This window comes from Ruminococcus bicirculans (ex Wegman et al. 2014) (assembly GCF_000723465.1).
Taxonomy (GTDB): Bacteria; Bacillota; Clostridia; order Oscillospirales; family Ruminococcaceae; genus Hominimerdicola; species Hominimerdicola aceti.
In genome coordinates, this window is sequence record NZ_HF545616.1 from 608,789 (window position 1) to 635,408 (window position 26,620).

Genomic DNA, 26,620 nt, shown 5'->3' on the forward strand with positions numbered 1-26,620 from the left:
TTTGATATTATATTTTTTCTCATGTTCGCTACTATCTTATAAGCACACCTCCATTACTTTGTATTTTCCCTAATGTGATATCCTTTATCACATTATAACAAATCTATGAATAAATTTGTGATTTATTTCATAATAGTCATATGCCAATTCTGAAATTATATATCGTGGGGGACTTCCTTTTTTGATAAATATGATATATAATTAACGTAATACCATATGACAGCGGGAGGGATCGTTAAAATGAAGTTTTGCGAACAGCTTGGTAAGTATATAGAACAGCTTTCCTGCACGGCAAAGGAGCTTTGTGAGTTGTCAGGGATATCTCCCTCAACATTTAGCAGATACAGAAGCGGAGAGAGAATACCTGAGATAGACACTGTGGCGTTTGACGGGCTTTGCAACGCTCTTGAGGCTGTGGCAAGGGAAAAAGGCTATGGCGATATGACAAGGGAGAACATAAAAAGAGCCTTTCTTGACTGTGAAGATATCATACCTGCCGACAGAGAGTCTATGCGGCAAAATTTCAATACCCTTATCTCAGCCCTTGATATAAACATCAAGCGTATGTGCAAGGAGATAAATTATGATGTTTCCACCGTTTTCCGTATACGGAACGGCACTAGAAAGCCTGCCGACCCTGAACGCTTTGTCGCCGCAATAGCAGACTTTACTGCAAGGGAGCTTAGAACTCCCACAGAGATATCAGCGGTCGCACAGCTTGTGGGCTGTAATGAAAATGATATAGAGGATGTGTCACAGCGTTATGAAGTGATATGCAAATGGCTGTTCAGCGATCATGCCAGACAGAGCAGAGAGATAAAAAGCGGTGGAATTGAAAAGTTTCTTGATAAGCTTGATGAGTTTGACCTGAACGAATACATAAAGGCGATACGTTTTGATGAAATGAAAGTACCTGCATTGCCTTTTCAGCTTCCTGTGTCAAAAAGTTATTTTGGCATCAAGGAAATGATGGAAAGTGAGCTTGATTTTCTGAAAGCCACAGTCTTGTCACGTTCTAATGAGCCTGTGATAATGTACAGTGATATGCCTATGAAGGAAATGGCTGATGATCCCGAATTTCCGAAGAAGTGGATGTTCGGTATGGCTCTGATGCTTAAAAAGGGTCTGCACCTTTGTCAGATACATAATCTTGACCGCTCCTTAGAAGATATGATGCTTGGTCTTGAAAGCTGGATACCGATGTATATGACGGGGCAGATAGCACCTTACTATTTGAAAAACGTACAGAATAATGCTTTTTTGCATTTGCTGAAGGTGTCAGGTGCGGCGGCTCTTTCAGGGGAAGCCGTGGCAGGCTTTCACAGCGAGGGCAGATATTATCTGACCAAGTCCAAAAAGGAGCTTGGATATTATCGTAAACGTGCCAATGATCTGCTTTCAAACGCCTGCCCGCTTATGGAGATATACCGAAGTGACAGGGAAAAAGATTTCAGCGATTTTCTCACTGCCGACTCTCACAGACGTGGCGGGCGCAGGAGTATTTTATCTGCTCTGCCTGTTTATACTATGGATAATGACCTGCTCGATAGTATACTTGACAGAAACGGCATTGACGACCGCCGGGGCAGAGATATAAAAGCTTATGTCAGCGAGCGTAAAAAGCGAGTTGAGAGCATACTGGAAACCATGACCATAGAGGACGAGATATGCTGTCTTTCCCGAGAGGAATTTGAAACACGTCCCCATGCCCTTGACCTGTCGGGTGTATTCTGTGCCAGTGATGTTCTTTACAGCTATGATGATTATTCTGCACATTTAAAAAGCACAGAACGCTATGCACAGACACATGAAAACTATAGCCTTAATATGCTAAGCGGCAGACCTTCTGCAATTTGCAAATACTGATCCATGAAGGTCAGTGGGCGATGATATCAAAGGGTAACGCGCCTGCTATACATTTTGTTATACGACATCCGAAGCTTCTCAGCGCCTTAGAGAATTTCATTCCGCCTGTTATAGAAGATCAATAAAATGCAGGATCATACTATCCCCTTGGTGTTCCTGACGAAAAACGGACGTTTCCATCGGAAACGTCCGTTTTTATAGCCAAAAGAAATATATTCGGTTATTATTCTTCGTCCTTTGCGGCAAATCTGTTGAAGATAAATGCAAATATCGCAAAAATAACATATCCTGCGGCAATGACAGTAAGAATGTTCTTTGTCATTTCAACGCCTGTTGACGGATTTACTTTTGAGCTGTCAGCCTGCGATGAGGCCTCGTCAACTATCTGCTGTATCTTTTCTGTTGCCTGTGATTCTGTAAGCTTCTGCGAACTGTCGCCCTCGCTTACTGTAGTAACAGCCGCACCGACATTTGAAGGCTGTCTGGCTGCTGTTGTGGTGGTGCTTTCAGGCTGTGTGTTTTCGTCAGCCTTTGGCTCTGTGCTTGCTGTTGTAGTCGTTGTGGTCGTTGTATCGTCAGCAGGCTTTGGTTCTGCCGCTGTGACCTTTGTAACGGCTGATGTGTCAACTGCTTCCTTGACAGGTGTTACTTCTACGGAAGCTATCTGAAAATCTGCATTTGCCTTTAAGTAATAAAGCTGTACGAAAACCTCGTCACTTGTTCTTGAAGGGTCAAGATCTGAGTATATCCACTGTGCTTCCTCGCCACCTGTGAGCTTCGTGCTCTGTGCAGACCAGCTTCCGTCAACCAACGCACCGACTGCACCGCTTGCGTTGCCTGATGACTTTACGTTGACCTTTACATTGTAATGCTGTGAATAGTCTGTTATGTAGTCAGAAAGCTTGAAACCGAACTGAAGGGAAGTTTCGCTGTTGAAGTCAGCGTCACCCTGCTTGTGTGTGAAAAGCGGTTCGGACTCAGGCTGTGCAGATGTTGTGGTTGTGGTGGTTTCAACAGGCTTTGTTGTAGTTGTTGTAACTTTCTCAGACTTAGCCGTAGTTGTGGTAGTCGCTTCGGACTTGGTCGTAGTCTTTGCTGTAGTCGTCGTTGTAGTTGTGGTCGACTTTGATGTAGTTGTAGTAGCTTCAGCCTTAGATGAAGCAGTCGTAGTGGTCGTGGCAGGAGTTGTTGTGATCTCCTCCCCTGCACTGACAGTGAGCGGTGAACCCGCTGTAGGTGCTGAGTATGAAACTGACTTGTATCCACCGTCAGCTTCCGCCACCATCGTTTCAACCTCTACCCAATAGTTTATCTTGCCTGTTACGCCGTCCTTTACCTTGAAAGTCGCAAGGGCAAGGTCTGTTCTGTCCTTTATGTTAGAACCTGTAAGGTTTGCACCGACTATTTTTATAGTGCCTGATGAAGCAACATAGTTGGTTATAACAGAGAATTTGCTTCCCACATTGTATGTACTCTCGCTCTCCTCATCGGTCGGCACATATACTGTTACCTTTGACGGGTCATAATGCAGGTCTATAGTGAAGCCTGCAACGCCTGTTTTATCAGGCTCAAGGCTCGCTTTTACGTTTATGCTGTCGCCTGCCTTTGCAAAGTTCTTGTCGCTTGTGAGCTTTATCTCGTTTCCGCCTGATGCACTAGCCACCGTGGAAACAATGCTCGTGAGCATAAGAAACGCTGTTGCCACCGACAGCGCCACCTTGTTTATTTTCAGTTTTTTCATTTGATACCTCCGTTGCAAAATCGTGTTTTTCTGTCAGTATTTTGCTCTTGATTAATTTTGTTTACTATTGTTTTGTCTTTAATTTGTAATATTTCATTATAAAATATTACAAGTTCTGTTACCTTTGTCGTAATAGGATTATATCACAATATAAAGTAACACGTCAATAGTCAAAACAGCGAAAATAAGCATATTTTTTTGGATATATTTATAATGAGAGCATTTGTGTCACAATATGTATGTACCGATCAACAGCAAAGCCACTAAATAGGCTGTAATAAATCTGTAACTTTTAAGCGAAAGCTGCATTTTACTAAATGTAAATTTTTTATGAATCAAAAAGACTGTTGACAAAGCCCTGAGAAATGTACTATAATGAGGGTGAAGTTTTGTACTTGATACAGAAAAATGTACAAACCAATGTGTGTAAAAATAAGGACTTATACATAGGCGTGCCTTGTTGCGGTATTGCCTATATCTTCTGAGGTGAACGAGTTGATAAAAAAGATGATTTCATATATCCTGTCATTTGCTATTGCAGCGTCAATGGCGGCTTCATGTTTGACGGCTTCAGCGGCAAAAATGACGGGAAGCTGTACGGCAGACGTTCTGAACGTTCGCAGCGGTGCAGGCACAGGCTATTCTAAAACAGGCACAGTAAGCTATGGCGACAGCCTGACTATACTTTCTGAAACCACCGACTCAAGCGGTGCGAAATGGTATAAGATATCATGCGGCAATGTGACGGGCTATGTTTCTGCTGCATATGTTCAGCTAACATCAAGCGGTTCACAGGGCAGTTCTGACGCTGATTTTGAGAGCTATATGACAAAGCAGGGCTTTCCTGAAAGTTATAAGCCATATCTGCGAAAGCTCCATGAACAGCACCCAAAGTGGATATTTACCGCTCAGAAGCTTGGCGTGGATTGGAACACTGCGTTAAAGGAAGAATGTGTTGTGGGCAGAAACCTTGTCCATTCTTCGGCACTTGCATCGTGGAAGTCTATGGAAAAGGGTGCATATGATTTTAACGGCGGTTATTGGTATGGGCTTGACGGCTCATGGGTGGCGGCTTCAAAAGAGATCATAATGTATTATATGGATCCGAGAAATTTTCTCAACGATACATACATTTTCATGTTTGAAAATCAGTCATATGATCCCTCGTATCAGACGGAAAGCGGTGTAAAAACTATTCTTGCAGACACTTTTATGAGCGGAAGCTACACTTGTCCTGACACAAAGAAAAAGTATACATATTCGCAGACCTTTATGGACGCTGCAAAGAAATCGGGCGTTTCACCTTATCACCTTGCTTCAAGGTGCAGGAACGAGCAGGGCGTAAATGGTGCGCCGCAATCCCTTGGTACTGTGAAAGGCTATGAGAATTATTTCAACTTCTTTGACATTCAGGCTTATGCGACCTCCACCATGACAGCCGCAGAAATGGGCTGTAAGTATGCAAAAACTACTAATCCGACCTATCTTCTTCCTTGGACAAATCAGTACAAGTCCATAGTGGGCGGCTCGATATTCTTAGGCACAGGCTACATAACAAAGGGTCAGGATACCCTTTATCTGCAAAAATTCGATATGGTAGACGGCGGAAACGGGCTTTATTACCACCAGTATATGACCTGCGTTTTCGGTCAGGCGAATGAAGCCATTAGCCTAAAAAACGCCTATTCTCAGGATATTTTGAACAGCGCAATGGAGTTCAAGATACCTGTTTACAACAATATGCCTGATAAACTTTGCCCAAAGCCTACTAGCAGTGGAGATAACAACAATTATCTTAAATCTCTCAGCGTTTCAGGCACGAGTATTTCACCAAAATTCGATAAGTTCACCGCAAGCTATACTGCCAAAGTCAATGCGGAGGTTTCTTCTGTTACTGTTAATGCAAATCCGCTGGGCAAAAGTGCAAAGGTGTCTGGAAAGGGCAAGGTGAGCCTTAAAACCGGCGAAAACACTGTCAAGGTCACCTGCACAGCGGCAAGCGGTGTGAAACGGACATACACCATAAAAATAACAAGAAAAGCCGCTTCACAGACCTTGCAGCAGGGAGATGTGAACGGTGACAAGTATCTGACAGTTGTGGACGCTTTGCTCATGCTGCGTTACAATGCAGGCAAGACACAGCTTGATTCCGCTCAGCTAAAGCGTGCGGATATGAACGGTGATGGAAAGGTCGATGTTATCGACGCTCTTACGCTGCTGAAAAAGATAAGTCAGAGTTAAAAATGAAAAAAAAACAGGAGCGTTACCACCATGGTACGCTCCTGCATGAGGGCTATTTCATCATCATTGAAATGCCGTCCATTACGTCACCGATAGCTCTGATAGCACGTCCTGTGCGGCTTTTGAGCATTTTCTTTTCGCTTGATGTCGCCTCTGTGACTGCATAAGCCACTGTTCCTGCGGCTATCGCCATTGAAACGCCTGTTATCATTGACTTCATCTTCATTGCTGTTTCCTCCTTTTTTCTTTGTAATATTATTTTTCGCAGTAAGAGAACAGCTATGCCATGCAAATGAAGTCAAGAGGGTTGACGGTATTTTCCCGTGAATGTTCGTATTTTGTGGTGTTGTGAAAGATTTTTCAGTTGATGTTTAGTGCTATTGTATAAAATGTGATTAAAATTTTTGCAATTTATATGTAAAAGTAAAAGAGATATGTTCATATCTCAAACGTTTAGTATAAATATTATTCATAGATATATAATAAATATGTATTTGCATTAACATCAAAATAGTGGTATAATAAATGGGTATAAAAAATAAAGGATCTTGGTAAACTCTGAGATCTGATAGTAAGGAGTAATATTAAATGGGTATGACAATGACTCAGAAAATTCTGGCAGCCCACGCAGGTCTTGACGAAGTCAAGGCAGGTCAGCTTATAATGGCGAACCTTGACCTGGTTCTCGGCAACGACGTTACGTCCCCTGTGGCTATCAACGAGTTCAATAAAGCGGGCTTTACAGATGTTTTCGATAAGAATAAGGTCACAATGGTCATGGATCACTTTGCACCTAACAAGGATATCAAATCCGCTACACAGTGCAAGACCTGCCGTGATTTTGCTTCAAAGTATGACATAAAGAATTATTTCGACGTTGGCGATATGGGCATTGAACACGCTCTGCTTCCTGAAAAAGGACTTGTCGCTCCAGGCGACTGCGTTATCGGTGCTGACTCACATACTTGTACATACGGCGCACTTGGCGCATTCTCAACAGGTATCGGCTCAACAGATATGTGCGCAGGCATGGCAAAGGGAAAGACTTGGTTCAAAGTCCCTGCCGCTATCAAGTTCAATATCGTAGGCAAGCTTCCAAAGTATAGTGCCGCTAAGGACGTTATACTTCATATAATCGGCATGATAGGCGTTGACGGCGCACTTTACAAGTCTATGGAATTTTCAGGCGAGGGTCTGAAAAACCTCTCCATGGAGGACAGGCTTTGCATGGCTAACATGGCTATCGAAGCAGGTGCTAAGAACGGCATATTTGCAGTTGACGATGTTACACTTGATTACATCAAGGATAAGGTAGACAGAGAGTATAAGATATACAAGGCTGACGATGACGCTGAGTATGAGGCTGAATATACTATCGACCTCAGCCAGATAAAGCCTACAGTCGCTTTCCCGCATCTGCCTGAGAACGCAAGAACATTTGACGATATCCCGGAGGTCAAGATAGATCAGGTTGTCATCGGCTCATGTACGAACGGCAGGATAGAGGATCTGAGATGTGCCGCTGAGATACTTGACGGCAAAAAGGTGGCAAAGAACGTTAGATGTATCGTTATCCCTGCCACACAGAAGGTATATATGCAGGCCATGAAAGAGGGTCTGCTGGAGATATTCATAAATGCAGGCTGTGCGGTTTCTACACCTACCTGCGGTCCATGTCTTGGCGGACATATGGGTATTCTTGCAAAGGGCGAAAGAGCCGTTGCAACAACAAACAGAAATTTCGTGGGACGTATGGGTCACCCAGAATCAGAGGTTTATCTGGCTTCACCTTACGTTGCCGCCGCTTCAGCTGTGACAGGCAAGATCTCACAGCCGTCGGAAGTTATGTGATATTCGGGGAGAAAATCAGCTGACAGATCTTGCGTTGGGGGAATAATTGATATGCGGCATGACCGCATATACGACTTGGGAGCGAGAACAGATGAAAAATTATCTTAGGGAAATATTCTCCGATATACTTCTTAGTATTGTTACAAAGAAGTACGGAACTTCACTAAATGACTATCAGCGTGAGGAGAAGGCTGACGAGATCATTCAGGAACTCCATGACAAAAATACATTTACCGTGGAAATGACGCAGGCTCTTATTGACAAGAAGGGCTTCAATACCTTTTATACCTCCAATATCGGGGGTACACCTGTGTATGCTCTCGTTAAAGAGGGAATGTTCCACAAGGTAAAGATCTGCTATTTTATTACAAGAAACAAGGATACTATAGACGGCCCGTACCTTGAAAAGATATATGAAGAGCTTAGAAAACAGGCGATAGGAGAAAATATATTCCATTCGTCAGAGTTCAAGCAGGGCTGATAAAGTTTGACGAAAGGGGTTTTCATAATGAAAGCTTGCGGAAAAGTACATAAATACGGGGATAACGTAGACACAGACGTTATTATCCCTGCAAGATACCTCAACACACCTGATATGCAGGAGCTTGCACAGCACTGCATGGAGGATATTGACGTTGACTTTGCAAAGAACGTTCAAAAGGGCGATATAATGGTAGCAAAGAGCAATTTCGGCTGCGGTTCATCAAGAGAGCATGCGCCTGCTGCTATCAAGGCGAGCGGAATATCCTGCGTTATAGCAAAGACATTCGCAAGAATATTCTACAGAAACGCTATAAATATCGGACTTCCTATCATCGAGTGCGAGGAAGCTGCTGAGAAGATAGATAACGGTGACGAGGTGGAGATAGATTTCGACAGTGGCGTTATCACAAACAAGACCAAGAATGAGACTTATCAGGGTCAGTCATTCCCTGAGTTTCTTATCAATATCATCAACAGCAATGGTCTTCTTAACTCACTTAAATAAGATATTTTGAAGCTTTAAGGGGGGATCTCTCAAAAGGGGTCGCCCTTGAACTGTTTCTATGAAGGGGTGAAGCTATGAAAGCTGAAAAGCTATTTGCGGCACTTGCAGCAGGGGTAATGCTGGTGTGCAGCGCAGGCTGCTCGAAAAAAGAGGAGAGCAGCGGTAAATTTGAATACAGCAGCAAGGATTTTCTGCCTTTTATGGTAATGGTGGACGGCAGCAAGATAGACCTGACCCTAAGCTCTGCAGAGATAAACAGAAAGCTTGGCGGCAGTTTTGCAAGGGGAACTGCTTCAAACAGCAGTATAGTGCTTGTAGAAAAGGACGAAAAGACCGATAAAAAAGGCGTTACAACAAAGACCTTTGCCTGCAATAAGCCTGAGATAAATGGTGCTGGATTTTCCACTTTCAACGGACTTTGGGCGAATATAGACGAAGCAAGCATAGACAGCACTGTTTCACCCAACAGCATAAAGGTCAAAGGCTCTGACGGTTTGTCTTACTACTGGTCATATTATATGGACGGTGAGGAGATAGACTATAGTCAGGTGAACTTTGACGGCACTGATACGGCGGACAGTTATATGCAGTATCAGCTCAAAGGCATGGCTGCTGACGATTATTGCAAAAAGAAGCTTATTGACGGCGAGTGTTCGGTCTATACAGGCATTTTGTTCATGACAGCCGAAAAGCAGAGCTATTCCTGCGAGATAAGCGTTTCGACTTTAAATTCTGAGGAGGAAAAATAACATGGAAAAGAAAATAACAGTTATAAAGGGCGACGGGATAGGCCCTGAAATAGTAACAGAAGCACAGAAGGTCCTCGACAAGGTTGCTGAAAAGTTCGGTCATAAGTTTGTTTATACTGATATCCTTATGGGCGGCTGTTCTATAGATAAATATGGCGTTCCGCTTACAGACGAGGCTGTCGAGATAGCAAAGAACTCAGACGCAGTTCTGCTTGGCTCTATCGGCGGAAATACTTCCACTTCACCATGGTATAAGCTTGCTCCGAACCTCAGGCCTGAAGCCGGACTCCTGAAAATAAGAAAAGAGCTTGGTCTGTTCGCTAACCTGCGTCCTGCAAATCTTTATCCTGAGCTTAGAGAAGCTTGCCCCCTTAAGGACGATATAATCGGCGACGGCTTCGACATGATGATAATGAGAGAGCTTACAGGCGGTCTGTATTTTGGTGCGAGAAAGACAGAGAACGTTGACGGCGTTGAAACTGCCGTTGATACTCTTACATATAACGAGAACGAGATAAGAAGAATTGCTATCCGTGGCTTTGACATCGCCATGAAGAGAAGAAAGAAAGTTACAAGCGTTGATAAGGCTAACGTTCTTGATTCTTCAAGACTTTGGAGAAAGGTAGTAAACGAGGTAGCTAAGGATTATCCTGAGGTCGAGCTTGAGCATATGCTCGTTGACAACTGCGCAATGCAGCTTGTAAGAGATCCTAAGCAGTTTGACGTTATCCTTACAGAGAATATGTTCGGTGATATCCTTTCTGACGAGGCTGCAATGATATCAGGCTCACTTGGTATGCTGGCTTCCGCTTCACTGAACGACACAAAGTTCGGTATGTATGAGCCTAGCCACGGCTCTGCACCTGATATCGCAGGACAGGATAAGGCTAATCCTATCGCTACTATACTTTCAGCTTCAATGCTCCTGAGATTTTCTTTCGATATGGATAAGGAAGCAGACGCTATCGACAATGCTGTCAAGAAAGTCCTTGAAGCAGGCTACAGAACAGGGGATATCATGTCAGAGGACATGAAGCTCGTTGGCTGTAAGGAAATGGGCAGTCTTGTTGCAGATATGATATAACAGCACGATACCAGTTTTCAGACGGTGATAATAAATGTATTATTATATTTACGGAATAACAGACAAGGGAAATTACCGTGAACAGAATGAGGACTGCATTTTAATAGACCACGAGGTCATCAACAGCGGCAGCTATGAATCAACTGTCGCTGCTCCTTTTATTGCAGCCGTTTGCGACGGCGTTGGTGGAGAAAATGCAGGAGAGGTCGCCTCGGAGCTTTGTTTAAGGCATCTTTCCATTCTTGAATATAATTCAGGGGTGGATATGAAAAGAACGCTTATCGATGTTCACAACAAAATAAAAAAGCAGGGCGTAAGGGCTGAAAACGCTGCAAATATGCAGACCACCCTGTGTTGCCTTGCAGTGGACGAGGAAAGCAGAGCAATGTGCATAAACGTTGGCGACAGCAGAATGTACCGCTATGTGAACGGCACTATCAGACAGATATCTGTTGACCAATCCTATGCACGATATATGTATGAGCATGGCAGGATAGAAGATGTGTCAGAGCTTGAGCCACAGTATCAGAATGCCATAATATCTTCTATCGGCAGCACTCTCAATGAACCTGATGTGGCACAAACACCGTTGGTGGCTGATTTTGGCAAAGAACCTGACGATATGATAATCATAGTGTCAGACGGCGTGTCGGATTACGTTTCTGAGGAAGAAATGGTGGTGGGCCTTGGTCTTGACCTTTCTGTTTCTGAAAAGCTAGGCGCTATAATGGAGCTTGCCCTCACAAACGGCGGAACTGACAATGTTTCCGTTGTGGGCATAAAACCTTATCTTGACGATCATGAGCTTAAAACGCTCACAGCAAAAAAGGCTGTGGAAAAGACAGTGAGCGTGCAGGATATGCTTGAAAGTAAGAAGCCTGAAAAGGCGGAAGCTGTAGAGGAAAAGAAGCCTGACGAGCAGGCAAAGCTTTTCTCTGATACGGTGGACGAGCTTATGAGCCAAATGAATGAAAGTATTGACTTTTTAAAGCAGATATAGTATAATCATATATTGATATATTTTTATGATCTTAGATGTATTTTGTAATTTGGAGGAAATAAAAAATGTTGAAAGAGTTACGTGGCTCAGACGTTATAATTGAATGTTTGCTGGAGCAGGGCGTCGATACAGTGTTCGGCTATCCGGGCGGAGCAGTTCTAAACATATATGACTCGCTGTATAAATATTCAGATAAGATACACCATGTTATCACCGCCCATGAGCAAGCTGCCTGTCATGCGGCTGACGGATATTCAAGAACAACAGGCAGAACGGGCGTTGTTATCGCAACTTCGGGTCCGGGTGCTACGAACCTTGTAACAGGTATCGCCACAGCTTATATGGATTCTATCCCTATGGTGGCTATCACAGGAAACGTAACAAGAGATCTGCTTGGTCTTGACTCTTTTCAGGAGGTAGATATCTGCGGGATAACAATGCCTATCACAAAGCATAACTATATTGTGAAAGACCCTGCGGAGCTTGCTGACATTATCAGAGAAGCTTTCTATATTGCAAACGAGGGCAGAAAGGGTCCTGTTCTTATAGATATACCAAAGGATATCACAGGCGCACTTATGGTCTATGAGAAGAAAGAGCCTAAGAAGGTAGTAAATCACAATCCTGAGGGCATAAACGAGGAGATAGCTGCTGCGGCAGAGCTTATAAAGAATGCTGAGAAGCCTTTTATCTACGCAGGCGGTGGAGTTGTTTCTGCTGACGCAACAGAAGAAATGGCTGAGTTCGTAAGAAAAGTGGACGCCCCTGTTTCATTGTCACTTATGGGTCAGTGCGCACTTGACAATACTAAGGACTGCTATATCGGTATGCTTGGTATGCACGGTACAAAGACAGCCGCTATGACGCTCAGCGAATGTGACCTTATGATAGTTCTTGGCTCGAGATTTTCCGACAGAGTTCTTTGCAACGCTAAGACATTTGCAAAGGATAAGAAGATCATACATATTGATATAGACCCTGCCGAGATAGGCAAGAATATCGACGTTTACAGCCATGTTACTGGGGACGTTAAGTATATCCTTGCAAAGCTTTGCGAGCTGCTTCCTGATATGAAGCACGAGGCTTGGATGAATACTGTTATGGATTGGAAAAAGCAGTATGCACTGAGAATGGTGCCTATCGAGAGCGAGGACGAGGTGCTTCCGCAGGACGTTATCGAGGAGCTTGACAGACTTACAGACGGCAAGGCTATCATCTCCACAGAAGTCGGTCAGCATCAGATGTGGGCTGCACAGTATTATAACTTCAAGTGTCCAAGAAGCTTTGCTTCAAGCGGCGGACTTGGTACAATGGGCTACGGCTTTGGCGCAGGAATGGGCGCAAAGGTGGGCAACCCTGACAGAACAGTAGTAAACATCGCAGGCGACGGAAGCTTCTTCATGAACTGCAACGAGCTTTCTTCACTTGCAAAGCATAAGATACCGCTTATTGAGCTTGTTTTCGAGAATGACGTTCTCGGAATGGTAAGACAGTGGCAAAGACTTTTCTACGGCAAGAGATTTTCTCAGACTAACATTGAAAGAGGAACAGACCTTATGAAGCTTGCCGACGCATTTGGCGTTGAGGGCATAAGGATAACAAAGAAATCCGAGATAAAGCCGATGCTTGAAAAGGTACTCAAATGCGGTAAGCCTTGCCTTGTGGATGTTATCATCAACAAGGATATAAACGTTCTTCCAATGGTACCTGCCGGCGCAGACGTTTCACAGCCGATAATGAATATCGAACTTGATTAAGAAATCGAAATATAGGGGGTAATAAAATGGTAAAATATCCAAATGCCGCAAGCGATATCAAAAAGGTGTTTCTGGCAAAGATCATAGGTGTTATAGGAGTTCCGCTTGCTTTTATACCGGGGATAGGCGCACTTCTTTTGATGACTTGTACCGTAGCCGCAACTATTTTCAATGTATGGGGAATACTTGAAGCTTCAAAAGACCATAATGGTTATCAGACAGCTCTTGTTTTCACAGTGGCTGATCTTATCTTTTCAATAGTTGACACATTTATTGACAATAATGCGATATCAAGTGTTCTGAGTTTTGCTGGCAATGTAATGAACATAGCAGTGCTTTACTATATCTGTAAATCAACAGGCGACCTGCTCAGGGACGTGAAGAACTACGGCCTTGCAAACAAGGGCGACCATGTGTGGAATGTAAACAAGACCTGCCTTATTGTCATGGCAGTGTGCCTTGTTGTGGCGTTTATCCCGATATTGAACATTCTCGCCGCATTTACAACATTGGTGGTGCTTGTTGTAACTATCTATGCGTCTGTGGTATATCTGATCTATCTCTATCAGAGCGGACAGTATCTCAGCCTTAACACTAATTTCTAAGCGATTTGAGAGCTGTACGGCAAAGGCTGTACAGCTCGTTTTTGTAAGGAGAAACTAATGAAATTTACAAAAAAATTCAAAGAAAATGCAGCCCTTGTGGTTCTTGGCGTAGTGCTTTTTTGGGGATTGACCAACTATGACAAGTTTTTTAGACTTCTGGGCGTAATGATTGGGGTCTTGAAGCCTGTTATATTTGGCTGTATAATCGCATTTATCCTGAATGTGCCAATGTCAGGCATTGAAAAGAGGCTTTTTAAGAAGCCTAAAAAAGAGAAATATGCCAAAACTGTGGAAACGCTGAAAAGACCATGCTCGATAGTGCTGACCTTTCTGCTTTGCCTAGGCGTTGTGGCACTTGTGTGCTGGCTTATTATCCCTGCACTCATAAAGACTTTCTCTCAGCTTTCAGACGATATCCCTGTGCTTATTTCAAATATTTCCAACAAGCTCAACAATTCCCCTGAGATAGCAGGGTGGCTTGACAGAATGAATATAAGCACTGCTGATATTATCGATAAGGTTACAAGCTGGCTGAAAGACGGCGTTGTGATTTTGAACACACTCAGTTCAACAGTAAGCTTTGTGACAGATCTTTTCTCAGGTCTTGTGAACTTCTTCTTGGGAATTTGCTTTGCAGTCTATATGCTTGCCGCAAAAGAGCGGCTCAAAGACCTGTGCAAGCGCATAAGCTGTGCTTTTCTCAGCAATCGTATCACCGACCGTATAAGCCGTATATGCCGTCGCTCTATCGACACTTTTGCGAACTTTCTTGTGGGTCAGACCACGGAAGCCATTATCCTCGGCTCCCTTTGCGGTATTGGTATGGCTATCTTCCGCTTCCCGAATGCGGTGCTTATTGCCATACTCGTTGCCTGCACTGCACTTATCCCTATTGTGGGAGCTTTTCTTGGCTATGTGGTGGGCTTCCTGCTTATATGCGTGACGGATTTCAAGCAGGCTGTGCTGTTTTTGTTGTTCATGTTCATTATTCAGGCTATTGAGGGCAATCTTATCTATCCAAAGGTGGTAGGAAACTCGGTTGGTCTGCCGTCACTATGGACACTTTTTGCTATCACCATAGGCGGAAACCTCTTTGGCATATTCGGAATGTTCATCGCTGTTCCTGTGTTCTCTGTTATATACTGCACTCTCGGAGAGGTAGTCAACTACAGAAATGAAAAGAGAGCTGTCAAGGTGGAGGACATATCATAATAAAATAGTCCGTACAAAAAAGGCTGCATAATTTCGTGCAAACTTGAGCTTATTGACAACGTCCTAAATAAGCGGGACGTCGAGGGCGCCGTCCCCTACAATTTATGTAAATATGCTGTTCATATGTAGGGGCGACCTCAGGTCACCCATTTATTATAGTTTTTCGACACACAAAAAAGGCTGCACAGTTTCGTGCAGCCTTTCGCTATTTATGCTATTTTGTTATTTTACATAGCTTACATGAAGCAGTTCATGCTCTCTGCCCTTGAGGATACCCTCGTAAAGCTTATCCATAAGTGGATTTTCTTCTGAACGCTTCAAAGTGCAAAGCTTGTCAGCATTGTAAAGATTAACACTGCGCTCTTTCTTCTCGTCGATAGTAGCCTTTGGCTGACCAGCGCCGCCTATACAGCCGTTTGGACAAGCCATAACTTCGATAAGGTCGAAATGCTCGCCAGCTTTCATTCTGTTCATTATGACCTCAACATTGCGAAGTCCGTTTACAACGCAGACCTTGATAGCTTTGTCACCAAGAGGTACTTCAAGCTCTTTTATGCCCTCGAAGCCTCTTACGCCCTCGAATGCAAGATTTCTCAGGGAAGCAAGTGACTTGTCTGTGGAAACACGTCTGATAACTGCTTCTGTTACACCGCCTGTTACACCAAAGATAACACCTGCGCCTGTCATAGTTCCGAACGGCATATCAACAGCTTCCGGCTCTATCTCGTTGAACACGATACCGGCTTCTTTTATCATCATGATAAGCTCCTGAGTGGTGATGACAAAATCAACCAACGGTTTGCCGTTCTCGTCCTTGAACTCATCTCTTGCGGCTTCGCCCTTTTTGGCAGTGCAAGGCATAACAGCAACAGAAAGTATCTTCTTGCCCTCGCCCTTGAACTTCTCGTTTATTACGGAAGCAAACATCTGCATTGGTGAGCGGCAAGTGGAAATGTTAGGCAGTATCTCAGGATACTCGTTCTCAGCATACTTTATCCATGCAGGACAGCATGATGTGAACAGCGGGAGCTTTCCGCCGTTTGCAAGCCTGTCTGCAAACTCCTTTGACTCCTCCATAACAGTGAGGTCTGCGGCTGTTGAGGTGTCAAAAATGTAGTTGAAACCTATTCTTCTAAGTGCTGCAACTATCTTGCCCATAACGTTCTCACCGTTGTAGCCGAACTCTTTTGCCACTGCAACTCTTACAGCCGGAGCTACCTGAGCCACTGCAATAGTGTCCTCCTGATTAAGCTCTTTCCAAAGCCTGTGGCTGTCGTTCTTTATGATTATAGCGCCTGTTGGACAGACTGCCGCACACTGACCGCAGCCAACGCAGTTTGAATCGCCTATAGGCTTGTCAAATGAGCAGGCAACCTTCATTTTTGAGCCTCTGAATGCAAAATCTATTGCACCAACGTTCTGTACCTCGTTGCACACTCTTACACAGTCACCGCAGAGGATACACTTGTTGGCGTCCCTGGTGATAGATACGGAAGAATCATCGATACAAGGCTTGGACTTTGGATTGTCAAAACGTACCCTGTGGATATCAAATCTTGCGGCAAGCTCCTGCAATTTGCACTTGCCGTTTTTATCGCAGGTCGTACATTCGCCGCAGTGATTTGAAAGAAGAAGTTCCAATATCATCTTGCGGTATTTTCTCAGCCTTGGTGTGTTTGTGTATATCTCCATACCGTTTCTCGGAGGAGTTGAGCAAGCGGCTTCCATGCCACCCCACTTGTTTTCCACCATGCACATTCTGCAGGCACCGTATACTGAAAGCTCAGAATAGTAACAGAATGTAGGAAGCTCGATGCCTGCCTTTCTGATAAGCTCAAGCAGATTTTTTTCACCGTTTATAGCAACGGGGATATTGTCGATTATCATAAACTCTTTATTCATAGCTAAAATTAAACCTCCTTGACAGCTTTGAAATGGCAGTTGGAAATACAAGCTCCGCACTTTATGCACTTAGAGGTGTCGATCTTGAACGGCTTTTTGATCTCGCCGCTGATCGCACCCACAGGACAGACTCTTGAACACTTTGAACAGCCCTTGCATATCTCAGGGTCGATCTGATATGTCACAAGCTTCTTGCAGTTGCCTGATGGACACTTCTTATCTCTTATGTGAGCTTCATATTCCTCACGGAAGTTCTTTATTGTAGATACAACAGGGAATGCAGCCGTCTTTCCAAGACCGCAGAGAGCAGTTGAGGAGATAGTGTCGGCAAGCTCAAGAAGCAGTTCGATATCCCCCTCCTGACCGTTACCATTTACGATACGCTCAAGTATCTCAAGCATTCTCTTTGTACCCTCACGGCACGGAACGCACTTTCCGCAGGACTCGTTCTGGGTGAAATTCATGAAAAATCTTGCAACTTCTACCATACAGGACTTATCGTCCATAACAACAAGTCCGCCTGAGCCGATCATAGCACCGACTTTTTTCAGCGAGTCAAAGTCAAGCTGGATATCGAGGTTAGGTGTAACAAGACAGCCGCCTGACGGACCGCCTATCTGGACAGCCTTGAACTTTCCGTCACCTCTCATGCCACCGCCGATATCGAATATTACCTTTCTGAGAGAAGTTCCCATTGGCACTTCAATAAGACCGGTGTTCGAGATGTTGCCAGTAAGAGCGAAAGCCTTTGTTCCGGGGGAGTTCTCAGGGCCTATGCTCCTGAACCATTTTGCACCGTTGTTGATGATAACAGGCACGTTAGCCAGCGTTTCAACGTTGTTGAGAACAGTAGGCTCGTTGAAAAGACCATGTTCAACAGTTCTTGGCGGCTTAACTCTAGGCATACCTCTCTTGCCCTCGATAGAAGCCGTCAGGGCAGAGCCTTCACCGCAAACAAATGCGCCTGCACCACGGTTTATATGTATTCTGAATGAGTAATCTGTGCCGAGTATATTGTCACCAAGCAGACCAAACTGCTCAGCCTGTGCGATCGCACCTTTAAGACGTGATACTGCCAGCGGATATTCCGCACGAACGTAGATATATCCCTCTTTTGCGCCTGTTGCGATACCGGCTATCATCATGCCTTCAAGAAGTCTGTGTGGGTCGCCCTCCATGATAGAACGATCCATAAATGCGCCAGGGTCGCCCTCGTCACCATTGCAGACTATGTATTTTGTAGGGCTTTTCTGCTTTGCAACGCTTGTCCACTTTCTGCCAAGAGGGAATCCTCCGCCTCCACGTCCACGAAGATTAGATTCTGTCATTTCGTTGAGGATATCCTCAGGTGACATATTGAGAAGTGCCTTTTCAAAGGCTCTGTAGCCGCCTATAGCAAGATATTCCTTTATGGAAGTAGCGTCAATGTGGCCGCAGTGTTCAAGGACGATACGCTGCTGCATCTTATAGAATGGTATTTCTGACTGCTGGCGATATATTTCACCGTTTTTCTTGTAGCACAGTCTTTCAACGCACTCGCCATTGCAGATAGTCTTGTCAACTATCTCGTCAACATCGTCAAGCTTTACCTTAGTGTAAAGCCAACCCTCCGGCTCTATTCTAACAAGTGGACCCATTTCGCAGAAGCCGTGACAGCCGCTTCTTTTTACACCGATAGCGCCTTCGTGGATATCATCATCATGTGGCTCGTCAGCAAGTGCTACCACGCACTCCAATCCCTTTGCGGAGATAGTTTCTATAAGCTTCTGGTATATGTTCAGCGAACCGCCTGCAACACAGCCTGTACCTGCGCAAACAAGCACTTTTCTAGCCTGCTTGTCAACAAGCTTACCATACTGTTCACGGGCGTTGTCAAGATCGTATTTCGTTTTCAGCAGCATATTATTCAGCCTCCTTTTCTCTCAGTTCCTTAAGCAGAGCCGCAGCCTTGTCAGGATTCATCTCAGGGTGAACAACATCATTCACAGTGAGAACAGGGGCAAGTCCACAAGCACCAAGACATGAAACAGTTTCCACAGTGAACATCAGATCGTCAGTGGTGGTTTTCTTCTCGCTAAGACCAAGCTCTCCTCTGAGATATTCGAGAATAGGTATAGATTTTCTTACATGACAGGCAGTGCCGTCACAACATTTGATAACGTATTTGCCCTTTGGCTCGAGAGAAAAATTCTCATAAAAGGTCGCAACGCTGTATATTCTTGCTTCGCCTGTGCCAAGCTTTTTTGCAAGATATGGGAATATTTCCTTTGGAAGATAGTGATATATCTCCTGAATATCCTGCAATATGGCTATGACCGCTGTTTTTTCATGATTTTCAAGAATTTTGTCGATCGGTGAATAATCAAATTCTTTTGTCATAAAATTTCCTCCATATAATTAAAGTTAAATTTGATTACAAAGTCAATAATCAAGACATACTGTCAACTATAATTATATACTATATGACACAAAAAGAATAATGTTTTTATTTACATGGGCTATATATAATTAGAATAAGCATTGACTAACTTGTAGAAATACACATAAACGAAAACGTTTATATAGTTATAATGCATAAAAAATCGAGCCATTTCTCAATGACTCGACCTGCTGATACTATTTGATAAACTGAATTAATTATAAAAAATCATAGCCGTTTGTTTCATTAGATATACCTAACATTTCGTATATTATGTTAAGCCTTGCGAATACTTATCTCTCCTGAAGAAATATATTCTTCTCTGCCGTCCTCATATCTGACGTGCAGGCGACAGTCCTCATCAGCCCCAAGCATTGTGGCAGGAGTTTTTTCGCTCCCTCTTATGACGTTTATCTTCTCGCCTACCCACAGCAAGCGTTTTCTGTATTCTGGGTAAAAGCTGTTTTCTTCAAAGCTGTCATAAAGACGCATGAAATTGTTTATTATCTCTGCGGCTATCCTGTTTCGCATATCGCTTTTTCTTTCGTGGAATATCGGTCCTGCGATATCTCTTATTGCCTCAGGAAAACCGCCTTCCGGCTCGTAGGTGTTTACACCGATGCCAAGCACAGCGTAGTCAAGTCCGCCGCTTTCCATGCTGAAAGAAGCCTCCGTGAGTATTCCGCATATCTTCCTGCCGTTTATGTAAATGTCGTTAACCCATTTTATGTCAGGTTTCTGATCGCTGACCTTTTCCACAGCAAGGGCAACTGAAACTGCAGCAGCAGTGGTTATCTTAACAGCGTCAGCCGCAGCCATGTCAGGGCGGAGAAGAATGCTCATGTAAAGTCCCGAATCAGATGGCGAGAAGAAAGAACGTCCAAGCCTTCCACGCCCCTGGGTCTGCATACCTGCAATGACTATCCTGCCCTCGGGCACACCCTGATTTGCATAGTCTTTGAGTACCAGATTAGTGGAGCTTACTTCCTTGTATACCTCTATTTCAAGCCCCTGACGGTCAGGGTCAAGATATTTTTTTATGCCTGCAAGGGAAAGTATATCGGTGTTTTCATCAAGGGAATAGCCCTTGTTCGTCACCGCAGAGATAGGGTAACCGTTTTCCTGCAAAGCTTTCACAGCTTTCCAAACAGCCCCACGGGTACAGCCAAGCGTGTCAGCAAGCTGTTCGCCTGAAAGATATTTGCCCTTGTTATCGTCGAGAAGTTCCAGCACTTTGTCTTTTATTGCCATAAAAATGCCTCCTTAATAAGATAATTATAGCACAAAAGGTCAAAGTGTTCAACCCTCACCCTAAAAATCCCTAGCTTACTTCACATTAAGAAACCATTAAGAAAAAATTGTGCAAAATGACGGATAATAATATTTGCATTTTGCACAGCTATGTTGTATAATATAATAGTATATGTATGAATTGAAACAGAAAAGGACGATGACAATGTTTTATAACCTTTTGGCTAAGACTAATAATACTACATTGGTGCTGCTTGTGCCAATGCTGTGCAGTTTTCTTATTGCTTTTTTCAGCCTGAAATTCTTCAAACGCATTTTGCCTAAAGATCAGGGCAGAGCGTTCGCTGTGAACGGTGCTCTTTCTGAGGGCAAGCCTCGTGGCGCAGGAATTATTTTCGTGACTTCCTTTACCCTTTGCACAGCACTTTTCTATCCTCTCGATATCGAGAACATAATCTATCTCGTGCTTGTGTATGCCGCCATGCTCAGCGGATATTTTGACGATGCTGCTGAAACTCCTTGGGGCAACCTGAAAAAGGGTCTTATCGACCTCGTTATATCTCTTGGCATTGCGTTTACATACTATTTTTATAACGGCTCGCAGGTGAAGCTTTATATCACAGATTCCACTTTCACTATCCCTGCACCGCTGTTCATCATCCTTGCAGGCGTCCTCGTTTGGACGGCTATAAACGTTACAAACTGTACAGACGGCATTGACGGGCTATGCGGTTCATTGGTCATGACAGTTCTTCTGCCACTTGCATTTATGGTGACAAAGAGCGGTGCGGCTGATATGCTCCTTCCTATGATAATGTTCGTGACGCTTGCGGCTTATCTGTGGTTCAACTGCTCTCCTAGCCAGATGCTCATGGGCGATGCAGGCTCGAGAGCGCTGGGCGTTTTCCTTGCGGTGATGTTTTTGAAAACTGCCGCACCGTTCGCATTTATCCCTATGGCTATAGTTATCATACTTGACGGCGGACTTGGACTTCTCAAGCTTTCTTTCAGACGTTTCCTGAAAATAAAGAATTTTATGGAGGGCATAAGAACTCCTCTTCACGACCATGCAAGAAAGAACAAGGGCTGGTCTGATACTCAGGTAGTAATAAGATTTACAATTTTGCAGATAATAGTAAATCTGTGCTTTATTGCATTCGTGCTGTAAAAAATATGTGTGGGACAAAAACGGTCTGACCTTTTAATGGACAGGCTGAAAATTCGGAGATGATGAAAATAAAAAAGAACCTGAAATATGTTCTTAATATATTCTTTATTGTGGTCATAGGCTGGCTGACAGTCAGACTGCTTTTCAGAGGAGAAGAATTTTCCGACATAGTGGCGGATCTTCACCTTGCAAAGAAAAGCTGGCTTGCAGTGGGTGCTGTGTGCGTGTTCTGCTATGTGGCAGGTGAGTCGGTCATAATAAAGTATATGCTGAGGCTTTTTGAAGTAAAAACTCCTTTCAGGCGTTGTTTGAAATATTCGTTTATAGGCTTTTTCTTTAGCTGTATAACGCCGTCTGCTTCCGGCGGACAGCCTGCGCAGATGTATTACATGAAGAAAGACGGCATAAAGATAGGCTTTTCCACCTTGATAATGCTTATCATCACCATAGCTTTCAAGGCTGTGCAGGTGCTTCTTGCAGTGGCGTTCCTGCTCTTCAACTTTGGCTTTATAAAGCTTCATGTGGGACGGCTTTGGTGGCTTCTGCTTATCGGCTTTATACTGAATATCGCCTATATCGCAGGGCTTGTGTTTATTTTCTATAAGCCTTTGTGGGCGAGAAAAATGGGCATAAAGCTTATAAATCTTCTGACACGCATAAGGATACTCAAAGAAAAGAACAACGAAAAATACATAAACAAAATAAAGCGTATCTGCGACAATTACATGATCGGTTCGGAATATATAAAGAGCAATGTGCATACTGTGATAAATATTTTTCTTATCACACTGGTGCAGAGATTGTTCCTGCTGGCTGTCACATGGATAGTGTATAAGTCCTACGGCCTTAGCGGAACAGGTTTTTGGAATATTATCGCACTTCAGACTATGATAGGCGTTGCAGTTGAAATGCTGCCATTGCCTGGTGCGGCAGGCGTAACAGAGGGCTGCTTCACATATATGTTCATGGGCATTTTCACCGCAGAGCTTGTAAAGCCTGCAATGCTACTGAGCCGTGGACTCAGCTTCTATTTACTGCTGATAATGAGCGCATTGGTAACATTCGTGGCTCACTTTATCGTTATGAGGAATGATAAGAAGAATGGTCTTGAGGGATCGCAGGAAGTTAAAAAAGAAGTCGAAAAAGAATGAGAGGAAAAGAAAAAATGATCGGTTTTTATAATTATTCGGTAATACTCACATACATAGGACTTGTTTCGTCAGTGTTCGGCATTACACAGGTCTTTGAAAATCATATGTCCATAGCCTTTCTCTGCCTGCTTCTTTCAGGTATCTGCGATCTTTTTGACGGCAAGATAGCAAGAAGCATGAAAAACAGAACAGAGCATGAAAAGGTGTTCGGCATACAGATCGATTCACTGTGCGACCTTGTTTGCTTCGGCGTTTTCCCTGCTGTCATAGGCTATCACTACAACTCGGTTTATCCGCTTCGTCTTATCGCAAGCATTATGATAGTTCTTGGTGCTGTTATCAGACTTGGCTACTTCAACGTTATGGAGGAAGAGCGTCAGAGAAACACAACAGAGAACAGAAAAGAATATAAGGGTCTGCCTGTTACAACAGTTGCTATGATACTTCCTCTGCTGTTCATGGGTCAGCACAATATACCAAAAAATATTTTTCCATTTGTTTTCCATAGCTTTATGATACTTATTTCAATACTCTTTGTATTGAAAATAAATGTCAAGAAGCTTTCCATGAAAGGCGTGCTGATACTCTTTACTATAGGTGCGATAATCCTTCTCGGCTATCTTAAAATGCAGCATATAATCTAAGGTAAAAGTTACCTGAATGGAAAATGTTTTTGCCGGACAGGTGTGTGAAAAACAGGACGTCGGGGGTGTCGTCCCCTACAATAATGTAAATAAAAGGAGAGAAACAGATGAAATATCGTGACAGACAGGGCAGAGAATACGAACAGACCACATCTCAGGATAGCTTTCTTGCGGCTGCCTACAGCTCGGCAATGGGCAGGGCGCTTATGAAATTTCTCGGCTGTCCGATATTTTCAAAGTGTGCAAGAGTGATACTTGACAGCAAGTTCTCAGTGCCTTTTATTTTCGGCTTTGCAGAAAAAAACGGAATAGATATGTTTGACTATGAGGAAAGAATGTATCGCTCATTCAATGATTTTTTCACAAGGAAGATAAAGCCCGGCAGACGTTTTATCACTAAGGACAAGAATCTGCTGGTGTCACCTTCAGACGGCAAGGTGACTGCTTATAAGATAACACAGTCTGATACCTTTATTATAAAGAACGCAGTGTATAATACTGCCTCGCTTCTCAGGGACAGCAAGCTTGCAAAGCGTTATGAGGGTGGCTATGCAGTTATCATCAGACTTTCAGTGGACGATTATCACCGCTATTGCTATTGTGCAGACGGTGTAAAGAGCCACAACAGAAAGATAAATGGTATCCTTCACACTGTGAACCCTGTGGTGAACAATTATCTGCCTGTTTTCAAGGAAAACTCCAGAGAATATTGCATGATAAGAACGGAGCAGTTCGGAGATATTATTCAAATGGAAGTCGGTGCTCTTATGGTGGGCAGGATAACTAATCTGCACACTGAGGGGGGCGTAAAGGTCACAAAGGGCGAAGAAAAGGGATATTTCGAGTTCGGCGGCTCAACTATCCTGTTGCTTCTTGAAAAGGACAAGGTAAAGCTTTGCGATGACCTGCTTAAAAATACAAGGGAGGGCTTTGAAACTAAGCTTCTTCAAGGCTCGGTGCTTGGCGAAAGTCTGAAGTAAAAATATCTAAGAAGTAAGAAATATAGGCAAGGGGCATGGTTGATGTACAGATTGAATTATGAACAGTTCGACAGAGATAATCAATATATAGGAAACGATCTGGGTGCGGTCATGAAAGAGGGCAAAACTGTGTTCAAAACATGGTCGCCGCTTGCAACGGGAGTTTATCTTAATCTGTATCTTGACGGTGAGGGCAAAAGCCGTCTTGAAAGCCTGCCTATGGAAAGGCTTGACCACGGTGTTTGGTATGTGGAGATACTCCGTGACCTAGACGGTGTTTTTTATACCTATACATTTGAGTTTGACCACAAAACAAGGCATGAAACTATAGATATCTATGCAAAAGCCTGCGGAGTCAACGGAAACGTTGGTGCGGTGGTAAATTTCAAGACCACCAACCCTGAGGGCTGGGACAAGGTCAAGAAGCCTAAGTGCAGAAATGCCTGCGATGCAGTGGTGTATGAGTGCCACGTCAGAGATTTTTCTGCGGACAGTTCATCAGGCGTTGCTCCTGAGCATAGAGGAAAGTATGTGGCTTTTGCCGATAAGGGTACGAAATATCAGGGTGTGAACACCTGTATCGAGCATCTCAAAGAGCTTGGCATAACCCATGTTCACTTGCTCCCTGTGGAAGATTATGCCACTGTGGACGAGAGCAAGCCCTGGCTCAATCAATATAACTGGGGTTATGACCCTAAGAACTTCAACTGCCTTGAGGGGTCATATTCTACAGACCCTTATGACCCTAAGTGCAGGATAAGAGAGTTCAAACAGCTTGTTATGGCACTTCACGAGAACGGCATTGGTGTTGTAATGGACGTGGTGTACAATCACACTTACTATACCGAGGAGTCAGCTTTTGAGCGTTCTTTCCCATATTATTATCATAGGATAAGAAATGACGGCTCTTTTTCAAACGGCTCGGGCTGTGGAAACGAAACGGCTTCAAACCACATGATGATGAGAAAATTCATGATAGATTCTCTCAGATTTTGGGCAACGGAATATAAGATAGACGGCTTCCGCTTTGACCTTATGGCACTTCACGATATTGAAACTGTGAACATCATAAGGGACGAGCTTAACAAGATAGACCCTCAGATACTAATGTATGGCGAGGGCTGGACGGGAGGAGAGTCACCGCTCCCTGCTGACAGGCTTGCATATAAATGGAACTCATATCAATTTGGAAGAGTTGGACTTTTCAACGATAACATCAGAGATTCTATTAAGGGCGGTACTTTCAATCCATATGACAAGGGCTTTGTCAGCGGAAACAGAAATGCGGCTTCTACCCTAAGGCGTGGTATAGCCGGCTCTGTGCCACACTATCAGATAAATGACGCAAAAGAAGCTTGCTGGGCTTTTGAACCTACTCAGGCGGTGAATTACTGTGAGGCTCATGACAACAATACTTTGTGGGACAAGCTTTGTATATCGGCAAAGAATGACAGTGAGGGCGTAAGGATAAAAATGGATAAGCTTGCGGCGGCAATAGTGATACTTTCACAGGGCATGCCGTTCATACAGCTTGGTCAGGATTTCCTTAGGTCAAAGCCGAGGATACTCAAAGAGGGCGAAGCGCCAAACGATGTGAATATCTATTCCCATGACAGCTACAATGCGCCTGACTACACTAACTCCATAAAGTGGAACAGAAAGCTTGAATATAAAGAGGTCTTTGAGTATTACAAGGCTCTTATAAGGCTGAGAAAGGGAAGTCCGCTTTTCCGAATGTATACTAAAGAGGACGTGAACGCACATCTTCATTTTATGCACAATGACGATTGGAACTGCGTAAGCTGGAAGCTTGAAAAAGACGGAGAATGCTATGTTATCGCACTTAATCCTTACTACGAGAACAGGGGCTTCGGTCTGCCTGAGGGAAGCTTTTATCTCAGGCTTGATGAAAGTGGCAAGATGAACAAACAGCCCGTTTCAGGCAGTTTCGTCTGTCCACCGCTGTCGGCTGTGGTTTATAAGAGGATAAAGAATATCTAACAGACCCGTT

22 protein-coding genes are annotated in these 26,620 nt (G+C 43.8%); 16 read left to right on the forward strand and 6 right to left on the reverse strand.

What is annotated here, in order from left to right; genetic code table 11:
* The first annotated feature begins 240 nt into the window (after nucleotides 1–240).
* Complete coding sequence (locus RBI_RS02735) at nucleotides 241–1,866, forward strand: helix-turn-helix domain-containing protein (RefSeq protein WP_038670836.1); 1,626 nt, start codon at nucleotides 241–243, stop codon at nucleotides 1,864–1,866.
* A 223-nt stretch (nucleotides 1,867–2,089) separates the two neighbouring features.
* Here RBI_RS02735 and RBI_RS15070 read toward each other — a convergent pair whose 3' ends face one another.
* Nucleotides 2,090–3,607, reverse strand: a complete 1,518-nt coding sequence (locus RBI_RS15070; RefSeq protein ID WP_051706363.1) for a cohesin domain-containing protein — start codon at nucleotides 3,605–3,607, stop codon at nucleotides 2,090–2,092.
* A gap of 486 nt (nucleotides 3,608–4,093) precedes the next feature.
* Here RBI_RS15070 and RBI_RS02745 point away from each other — a divergent pair, with 486 nt between their 5' ends.
* Entirely contained in the window at nucleotides 4,094–5,848 is a 1,755-nt protein-coding gene (locus RBI_RS02745) for an SH3 domain-containing protein (RefSeq protein WP_417139219.1), read from the forward strand.
* A 52-nt stretch (nucleotides 5,849–5,900) separates the two neighbouring features.
* Here RBI_RS02745 and RBI_RS14885 read toward each other — a convergent pair whose 3' ends face one another.
* Nucleotides 5,901–6,074 carry a hypothetical protein gene (locus RBI_RS14885; RefSeq protein WP_022288469.1) on the reverse strand — a complete coding sequence of 58 codons (174 nt, stop codon included), beginning with the start codon at nucleotides 6,072–6,074 and terminating at the stop codon, nucleotides 5,901–5,903.
* Between the two features lie 362 nt (nucleotides 6,075–6,436).
* On the opposite strand from RBI_RS14885, the gene leuC reads away from it, so the two are divergent.
* The 9 genes from leuC (at nucleotide 6,437) to RBI_RS02790 (ending at nucleotide 15,094) form a co-directional block, all read left to right on the forward strand.
* On the forward strand, nucleotides 6,437–7,699 hold the full coding sequence (leuC, locus tag RBI_RS02750) for a 3-isopropylmalate dehydratase large subunit (protein ID WP_038670838.1): 1,263 nt from the start codon (nucleotides 6,437–6,439) through the stop codon (nucleotides 7,697–7,699).
* A gap of 91 nt (nucleotides 7,700–7,790) precedes the next feature.
* Complete coding sequence (locus RBI_RS02755) at nucleotides 7,791–8,180, forward strand: hypothetical protein (RefSeq protein ID WP_022288467.1); 390 nt, start codon at nucleotides 7,791–7,793, stop codon at nucleotides 8,178–8,180.
* Nucleotides 8,181–8,207: 27 nt separating this feature from the next.
* Complete coding sequence (gene leuD / locus RBI_RS02760) at nucleotides 8,208–8,687, forward strand: 3-isopropylmalate dehydratase small subunit (RefSeq protein WP_022288466.1); 480 nt, start codon at nucleotides 8,208–8,210, stop codon at nucleotides 8,685–8,687.
* Nucleotides 8,688–8,761: 74 nt separating this feature from the next.
* Nucleotides 8,762–9,436, forward strand: coding sequence for a hypothetical protein (locus tag RBI_RS02765; protein ID WP_038670840.1), 675 nt, complete (start codon nucleotides 8,762–8,764; stop codon nucleotides 9,434–9,436).
* A 1-nt stretch (nucleotide 9,437) separates the two neighbouring features.
* Complete coding sequence (gene leuB / locus RBI_RS02770; RefSeq protein ID WP_038670842.1) at nucleotides 9,438–10,520, forward strand: 3-isopropylmalate dehydrogenase; 1,083 nt, start codon at nucleotides 9,438–9,440, stop codon at nucleotides 10,518–10,520.
* Between the two features lie 34 nt (nucleotides 10,521–10,554).
* A complete protein-coding gene (locus RBI_RS02775) occupies nucleotides 10,555–11,520 on the forward strand; it encodes a PP2C family protein-serine/threonine phosphatase (RefSeq protein WP_038670844.1) in 966 nt (321 codons plus the stop codon).
* A 65-nt stretch (nucleotides 11,521–11,585) separates the two neighbouring features.
* A complete protein-coding gene (ilvB, locus tag RBI_RS02780; RefSeq protein ID WP_038670846.1) occupies nucleotides 11,586–13,277 on the forward strand; it encodes a biosynthetic-type acetolactate synthase large subunit in 1,692 nt (563 codons plus the stop codon).
* A 26-nt stretch (nucleotides 13,278–13,303) separates the two neighbouring features.
* Nucleotides 13,304–13,882, forward strand: coding sequence for a hypothetical protein (locus RBI_RS02785; RefSeq protein WP_038670848.1), 579 nt, complete (start codon nucleotides 13,304–13,306; stop codon nucleotides 13,880–13,882).
* Nucleotides 13,883–13,939: 57 nt separating this feature from the next.
* Complete coding sequence (locus RBI_RS02790) at nucleotides 13,940–15,094, forward strand: AI-2E family transporter (RefSeq protein ID WP_022288460.1); 1,155 nt, start codon at nucleotides 13,940–13,942, stop codon at nucleotides 15,092–15,094.
* A 222-nt stretch (nucleotides 15,095–15,316) separates the two neighbouring features.
* Here the strand turns inward: RBI_RS02790 and RBI_RS02795 are convergent, their stop codons facing one another.
* From RBI_RS02795 to RBI_RS02810, 4 genes are all read right to left on the reverse strand, one after another.
* The gene (locus tag RBI_RS02795; protein WP_038670850.1) at nucleotides 15,317–16,996 is read right to left on the reverse strand and encodes a [FeFe] hydrogenase, group A; all 1,680 of its coding nucleotides are present in this window, start codon (nucleotides 16,994–16,996) and stop codon (nucleotides 15,317–15,319) included.
* Between the two features lie 8 nt (nucleotides 16,997–17,004).
* Entirely contained in the window at nucleotides 17,005–18,897 is a 1,893-nt protein-coding gene (nuoF, locus tag RBI_RS02800; protein WP_171028891.1) for an NADH-quinone oxidoreductase subunit NuoF, read from the reverse strand.
* Between the two features lies 1 nt (nucleotide 18,898).
* Nucleotides 18,899–19,375 (reverse strand): complex I 24 kDa subunit family protein, encoded by a 477-nt coding sequence (locus RBI_RS02805; RefSeq protein WP_022288457.1) that lies wholly within the window; start codon nucleotides 19,373–19,375, stop codon nucleotides 18,899–18,901.
* A 316-nt stretch (nucleotides 19,376–19,691) separates the two neighbouring features.
* Nucleotides 19,692–20,666, reverse strand: a complete 975-nt coding sequence (locus tag RBI_RS02810) for a biotin--[acetyl-CoA-carboxylase] ligase (protein ID WP_022288456.1) — start codon at nucleotides 20,664–20,666, stop codon at nucleotides 19,692–19,694.
* A 205-nt stretch (nucleotides 20,667–20,871) separates the two neighbouring features.
* Between RBI_RS02810 and RBI_RS02815 the strand changes: the two genes are divergently transcribed.
* The 5 genes from RBI_RS02815 to pulA all read left to right on the forward strand — a co-directional run bounded on the left by RBI_RS02815 (nucleotide 20,872) and on the right by pulA (nucleotide 26,610).
* Nucleotides 20,872–21,834 carry a phospho-N-acetylmuramoyl-pentapeptide-transferase gene (locus RBI_RS02815; protein ID WP_051706364.1) on the forward strand — a complete coding sequence of 321 codons (963 nt, stop codon included), beginning with the start codon at nucleotides 20,872–20,874 and terminating at the stop codon, nucleotides 21,832–21,834.
* A 59-nt stretch (nucleotides 21,835–21,893) separates the two neighbouring features.
* On the forward strand, nucleotides 21,894–22,985 hold the full coding sequence (locus RBI_RS02820; RefSeq protein WP_242843662.1) for a lysylphosphatidylglycerol synthase transmembrane domain-containing protein: 1,092 nt from the start codon (nucleotides 21,894–21,896) through the stop codon (nucleotides 22,983–22,985).
* 14 nt (nucleotides 22,986–22,999) lie between these two features.
* Nucleotides 23,000–23,629 carry a CDP-alcohol phosphatidyltransferase family protein gene (locus RBI_RS02825; RefSeq protein ID WP_038673006.1) on the forward strand — a complete coding sequence of 210 codons (630 nt, stop codon included), beginning with the start codon at nucleotides 23,000–23,002 and terminating at the stop codon, nucleotides 23,627–23,629.
* Nucleotides 23,630–23,736: 107 nt separating this feature from the next.
* Nucleotides 23,737–24,609, forward strand: a complete 873-nt coding sequence (locus tag RBI_RS02830) for a phosphatidylserine decarboxylase (protein WP_022288452.1) — start codon at nucleotides 23,737–23,739, stop codon at nucleotides 24,607–24,609.
* A gap of 42 nt (nucleotides 24,610–24,651) precedes the next feature.
* Complete coding sequence (gene pulA, locus RBI_RS02835) at nucleotides 24,652–26,610, forward strand: type I pullulanase (protein ID WP_038670852.1); 1,959 nt, start codon at nucleotides 24,652–24,654, stop codon at nucleotides 26,608–26,610.
* Nucleotides 26,611–26,620 lie beyond the last annotated feature (10 nt).

What these genes read in the sequence shown, in the direction of transcription:
- RBI_RS02795 (WP_038670850.1), bottom strand. Translation starts at nt 16,996, where the DNA reads ATGAATAAAGAGTTTATGATAATCGACAATATCCCCGTTGCTATAAAC.
- RBI_RS02785 (WP_038670848.1), top strand. Translation starts at nt 13,304, where the DNA reads ATGGTAAAATATCCAAATGCCGCAAGCGATATCAAAAAGGTGTTTCTG.
- RBI_RS15070 (WP_051706363.1), bottom strand. Translation starts at nt 3,607, where the DNA reads ATGAAAAAACTGAAAATAAACAAGGTGGCGCTGTCGGTGGCAACAGCG.
- pulA (WP_038670852.1), top strand. Translation starts at nt 24,652, where the DNA reads ATGTACAGATTGAATTATGAACAGTTCGACAGAGATAATCAATATATA.
- leuC (WP_038670838.1), top strand. Translation starts at nt 6,437, where the DNA reads ATGGGTATGACAATGACTCAGAAAATTCTGGCAGCCCACGCAGGTCTT.
- RBI_RS02815 (WP_051706364.1), top strand. Translation starts at nt 20,872, where the DNA reads ATGTTTTATAACCTTTTGGCTAAGACTAATAATACTACATTGGTGCTG.
- RBI_RS02735 (WP_038670836.1), top strand. Translation starts at nt 241, where the DNA reads ATGAAGTTTTGCGAACAGCTTGGTAAGTATATAGAACAGCTTTCCTGC.
- RBI_RS02830 (WP_022288452.1), top strand. Translation starts at nt 23,737, where the DNA reads ATGAAATATCGTGACAGACAGGGCAGAGAATACGAACAGACCACATCT.
- RBI_RS02790 (WP_022288460.1), top strand. Translation starts at nt 13,940, where the DNA reads ATGAAATTTACAAAAAAATTCAAAGAAAATGCAGCCCTTGTGGTTCTT.
- ilvB (WP_038670846.1), top strand. Translation starts at nt 11,586, where the DNA reads ATGTTGAAAGAGTTACGTGGCTCAGACGTTATAATTGAATGTTTGCTG.
- RBI_RS02775 (WP_038670844.1), top strand. Translation starts at nt 10,555, where the DNA reads ATGTATTATTATATTTACGGAATAACAGACAAGGGAAATTACCGTGAA.
- RBI_RS02825 (WP_038673006.1), top strand. Translation starts at nt 23,000, where the DNA reads ATGATCGGTTTTTATAATTATTCGGTAATACTCACATACATAGGACTT.
- leuD (WP_022288466.1), top strand. Translation starts at nt 8,208, where the DNA reads ATGAAAGCTTGCGGAAAAGTACATAAATACGGGGATAACGTAGACACA.
- RBI_RS02820 (WP_242843662.1), top strand. Translation starts at nt 21,894, where the DNA reads ATGATGAAAATAAAAAAGAACCTGAAATATGTTCTTAATATATTCTTT.
- RBI_RS02765 (WP_038670840.1), top strand. Translation starts at nt 8,762, where the DNA reads ATGAAAGCTGAAAAGCTATTTGCGGCACTTGCAGCAGGGGTAATGCTG.
- RBI_RS02810 (WP_022288456.1), bottom strand. Translation starts at nt 20,666, where the DNA reads ATGGCAATAAAAGACAAAGTGCTGGAACTTCTCGACGATAACAAGGGC.
- RBI_RS02755 (WP_022288467.1), top strand. Translation starts at nt 7,791, where the DNA reads ATGAAAAATTATCTTAGGGAAATATTCTCCGATATACTTCTTAGTATT.
- RBI_RS02805 (WP_022288457.1), bottom strand. Translation starts at nt 19,375, where the DNA reads ATGACAAAAGAATTTGATTATTCACCGATCGACAAAATTCTTGAAAAT.
- nuoF (WP_171028891.1), bottom strand. Translation starts at nt 18,897, where the DNA reads ATGCTGCTGAAAACGAAATACGATCTTGACAACGCCCGTGAACAGTAT.
- leuB (WP_038670842.1), top strand. Translation starts at nt 9,438, where the DNA reads ATGGAAAAGAAAATAACAGTTATAAAGGGCGACGGGATAGGCCCTGAA.
- RBI_RS14885 (WP_022288469.1), bottom strand. Translation starts at nt 6,074, where the DNA reads ATGAAGATGAAGTCAATGATAACAGGCGTTTCAATGGCGATAGCCGCA.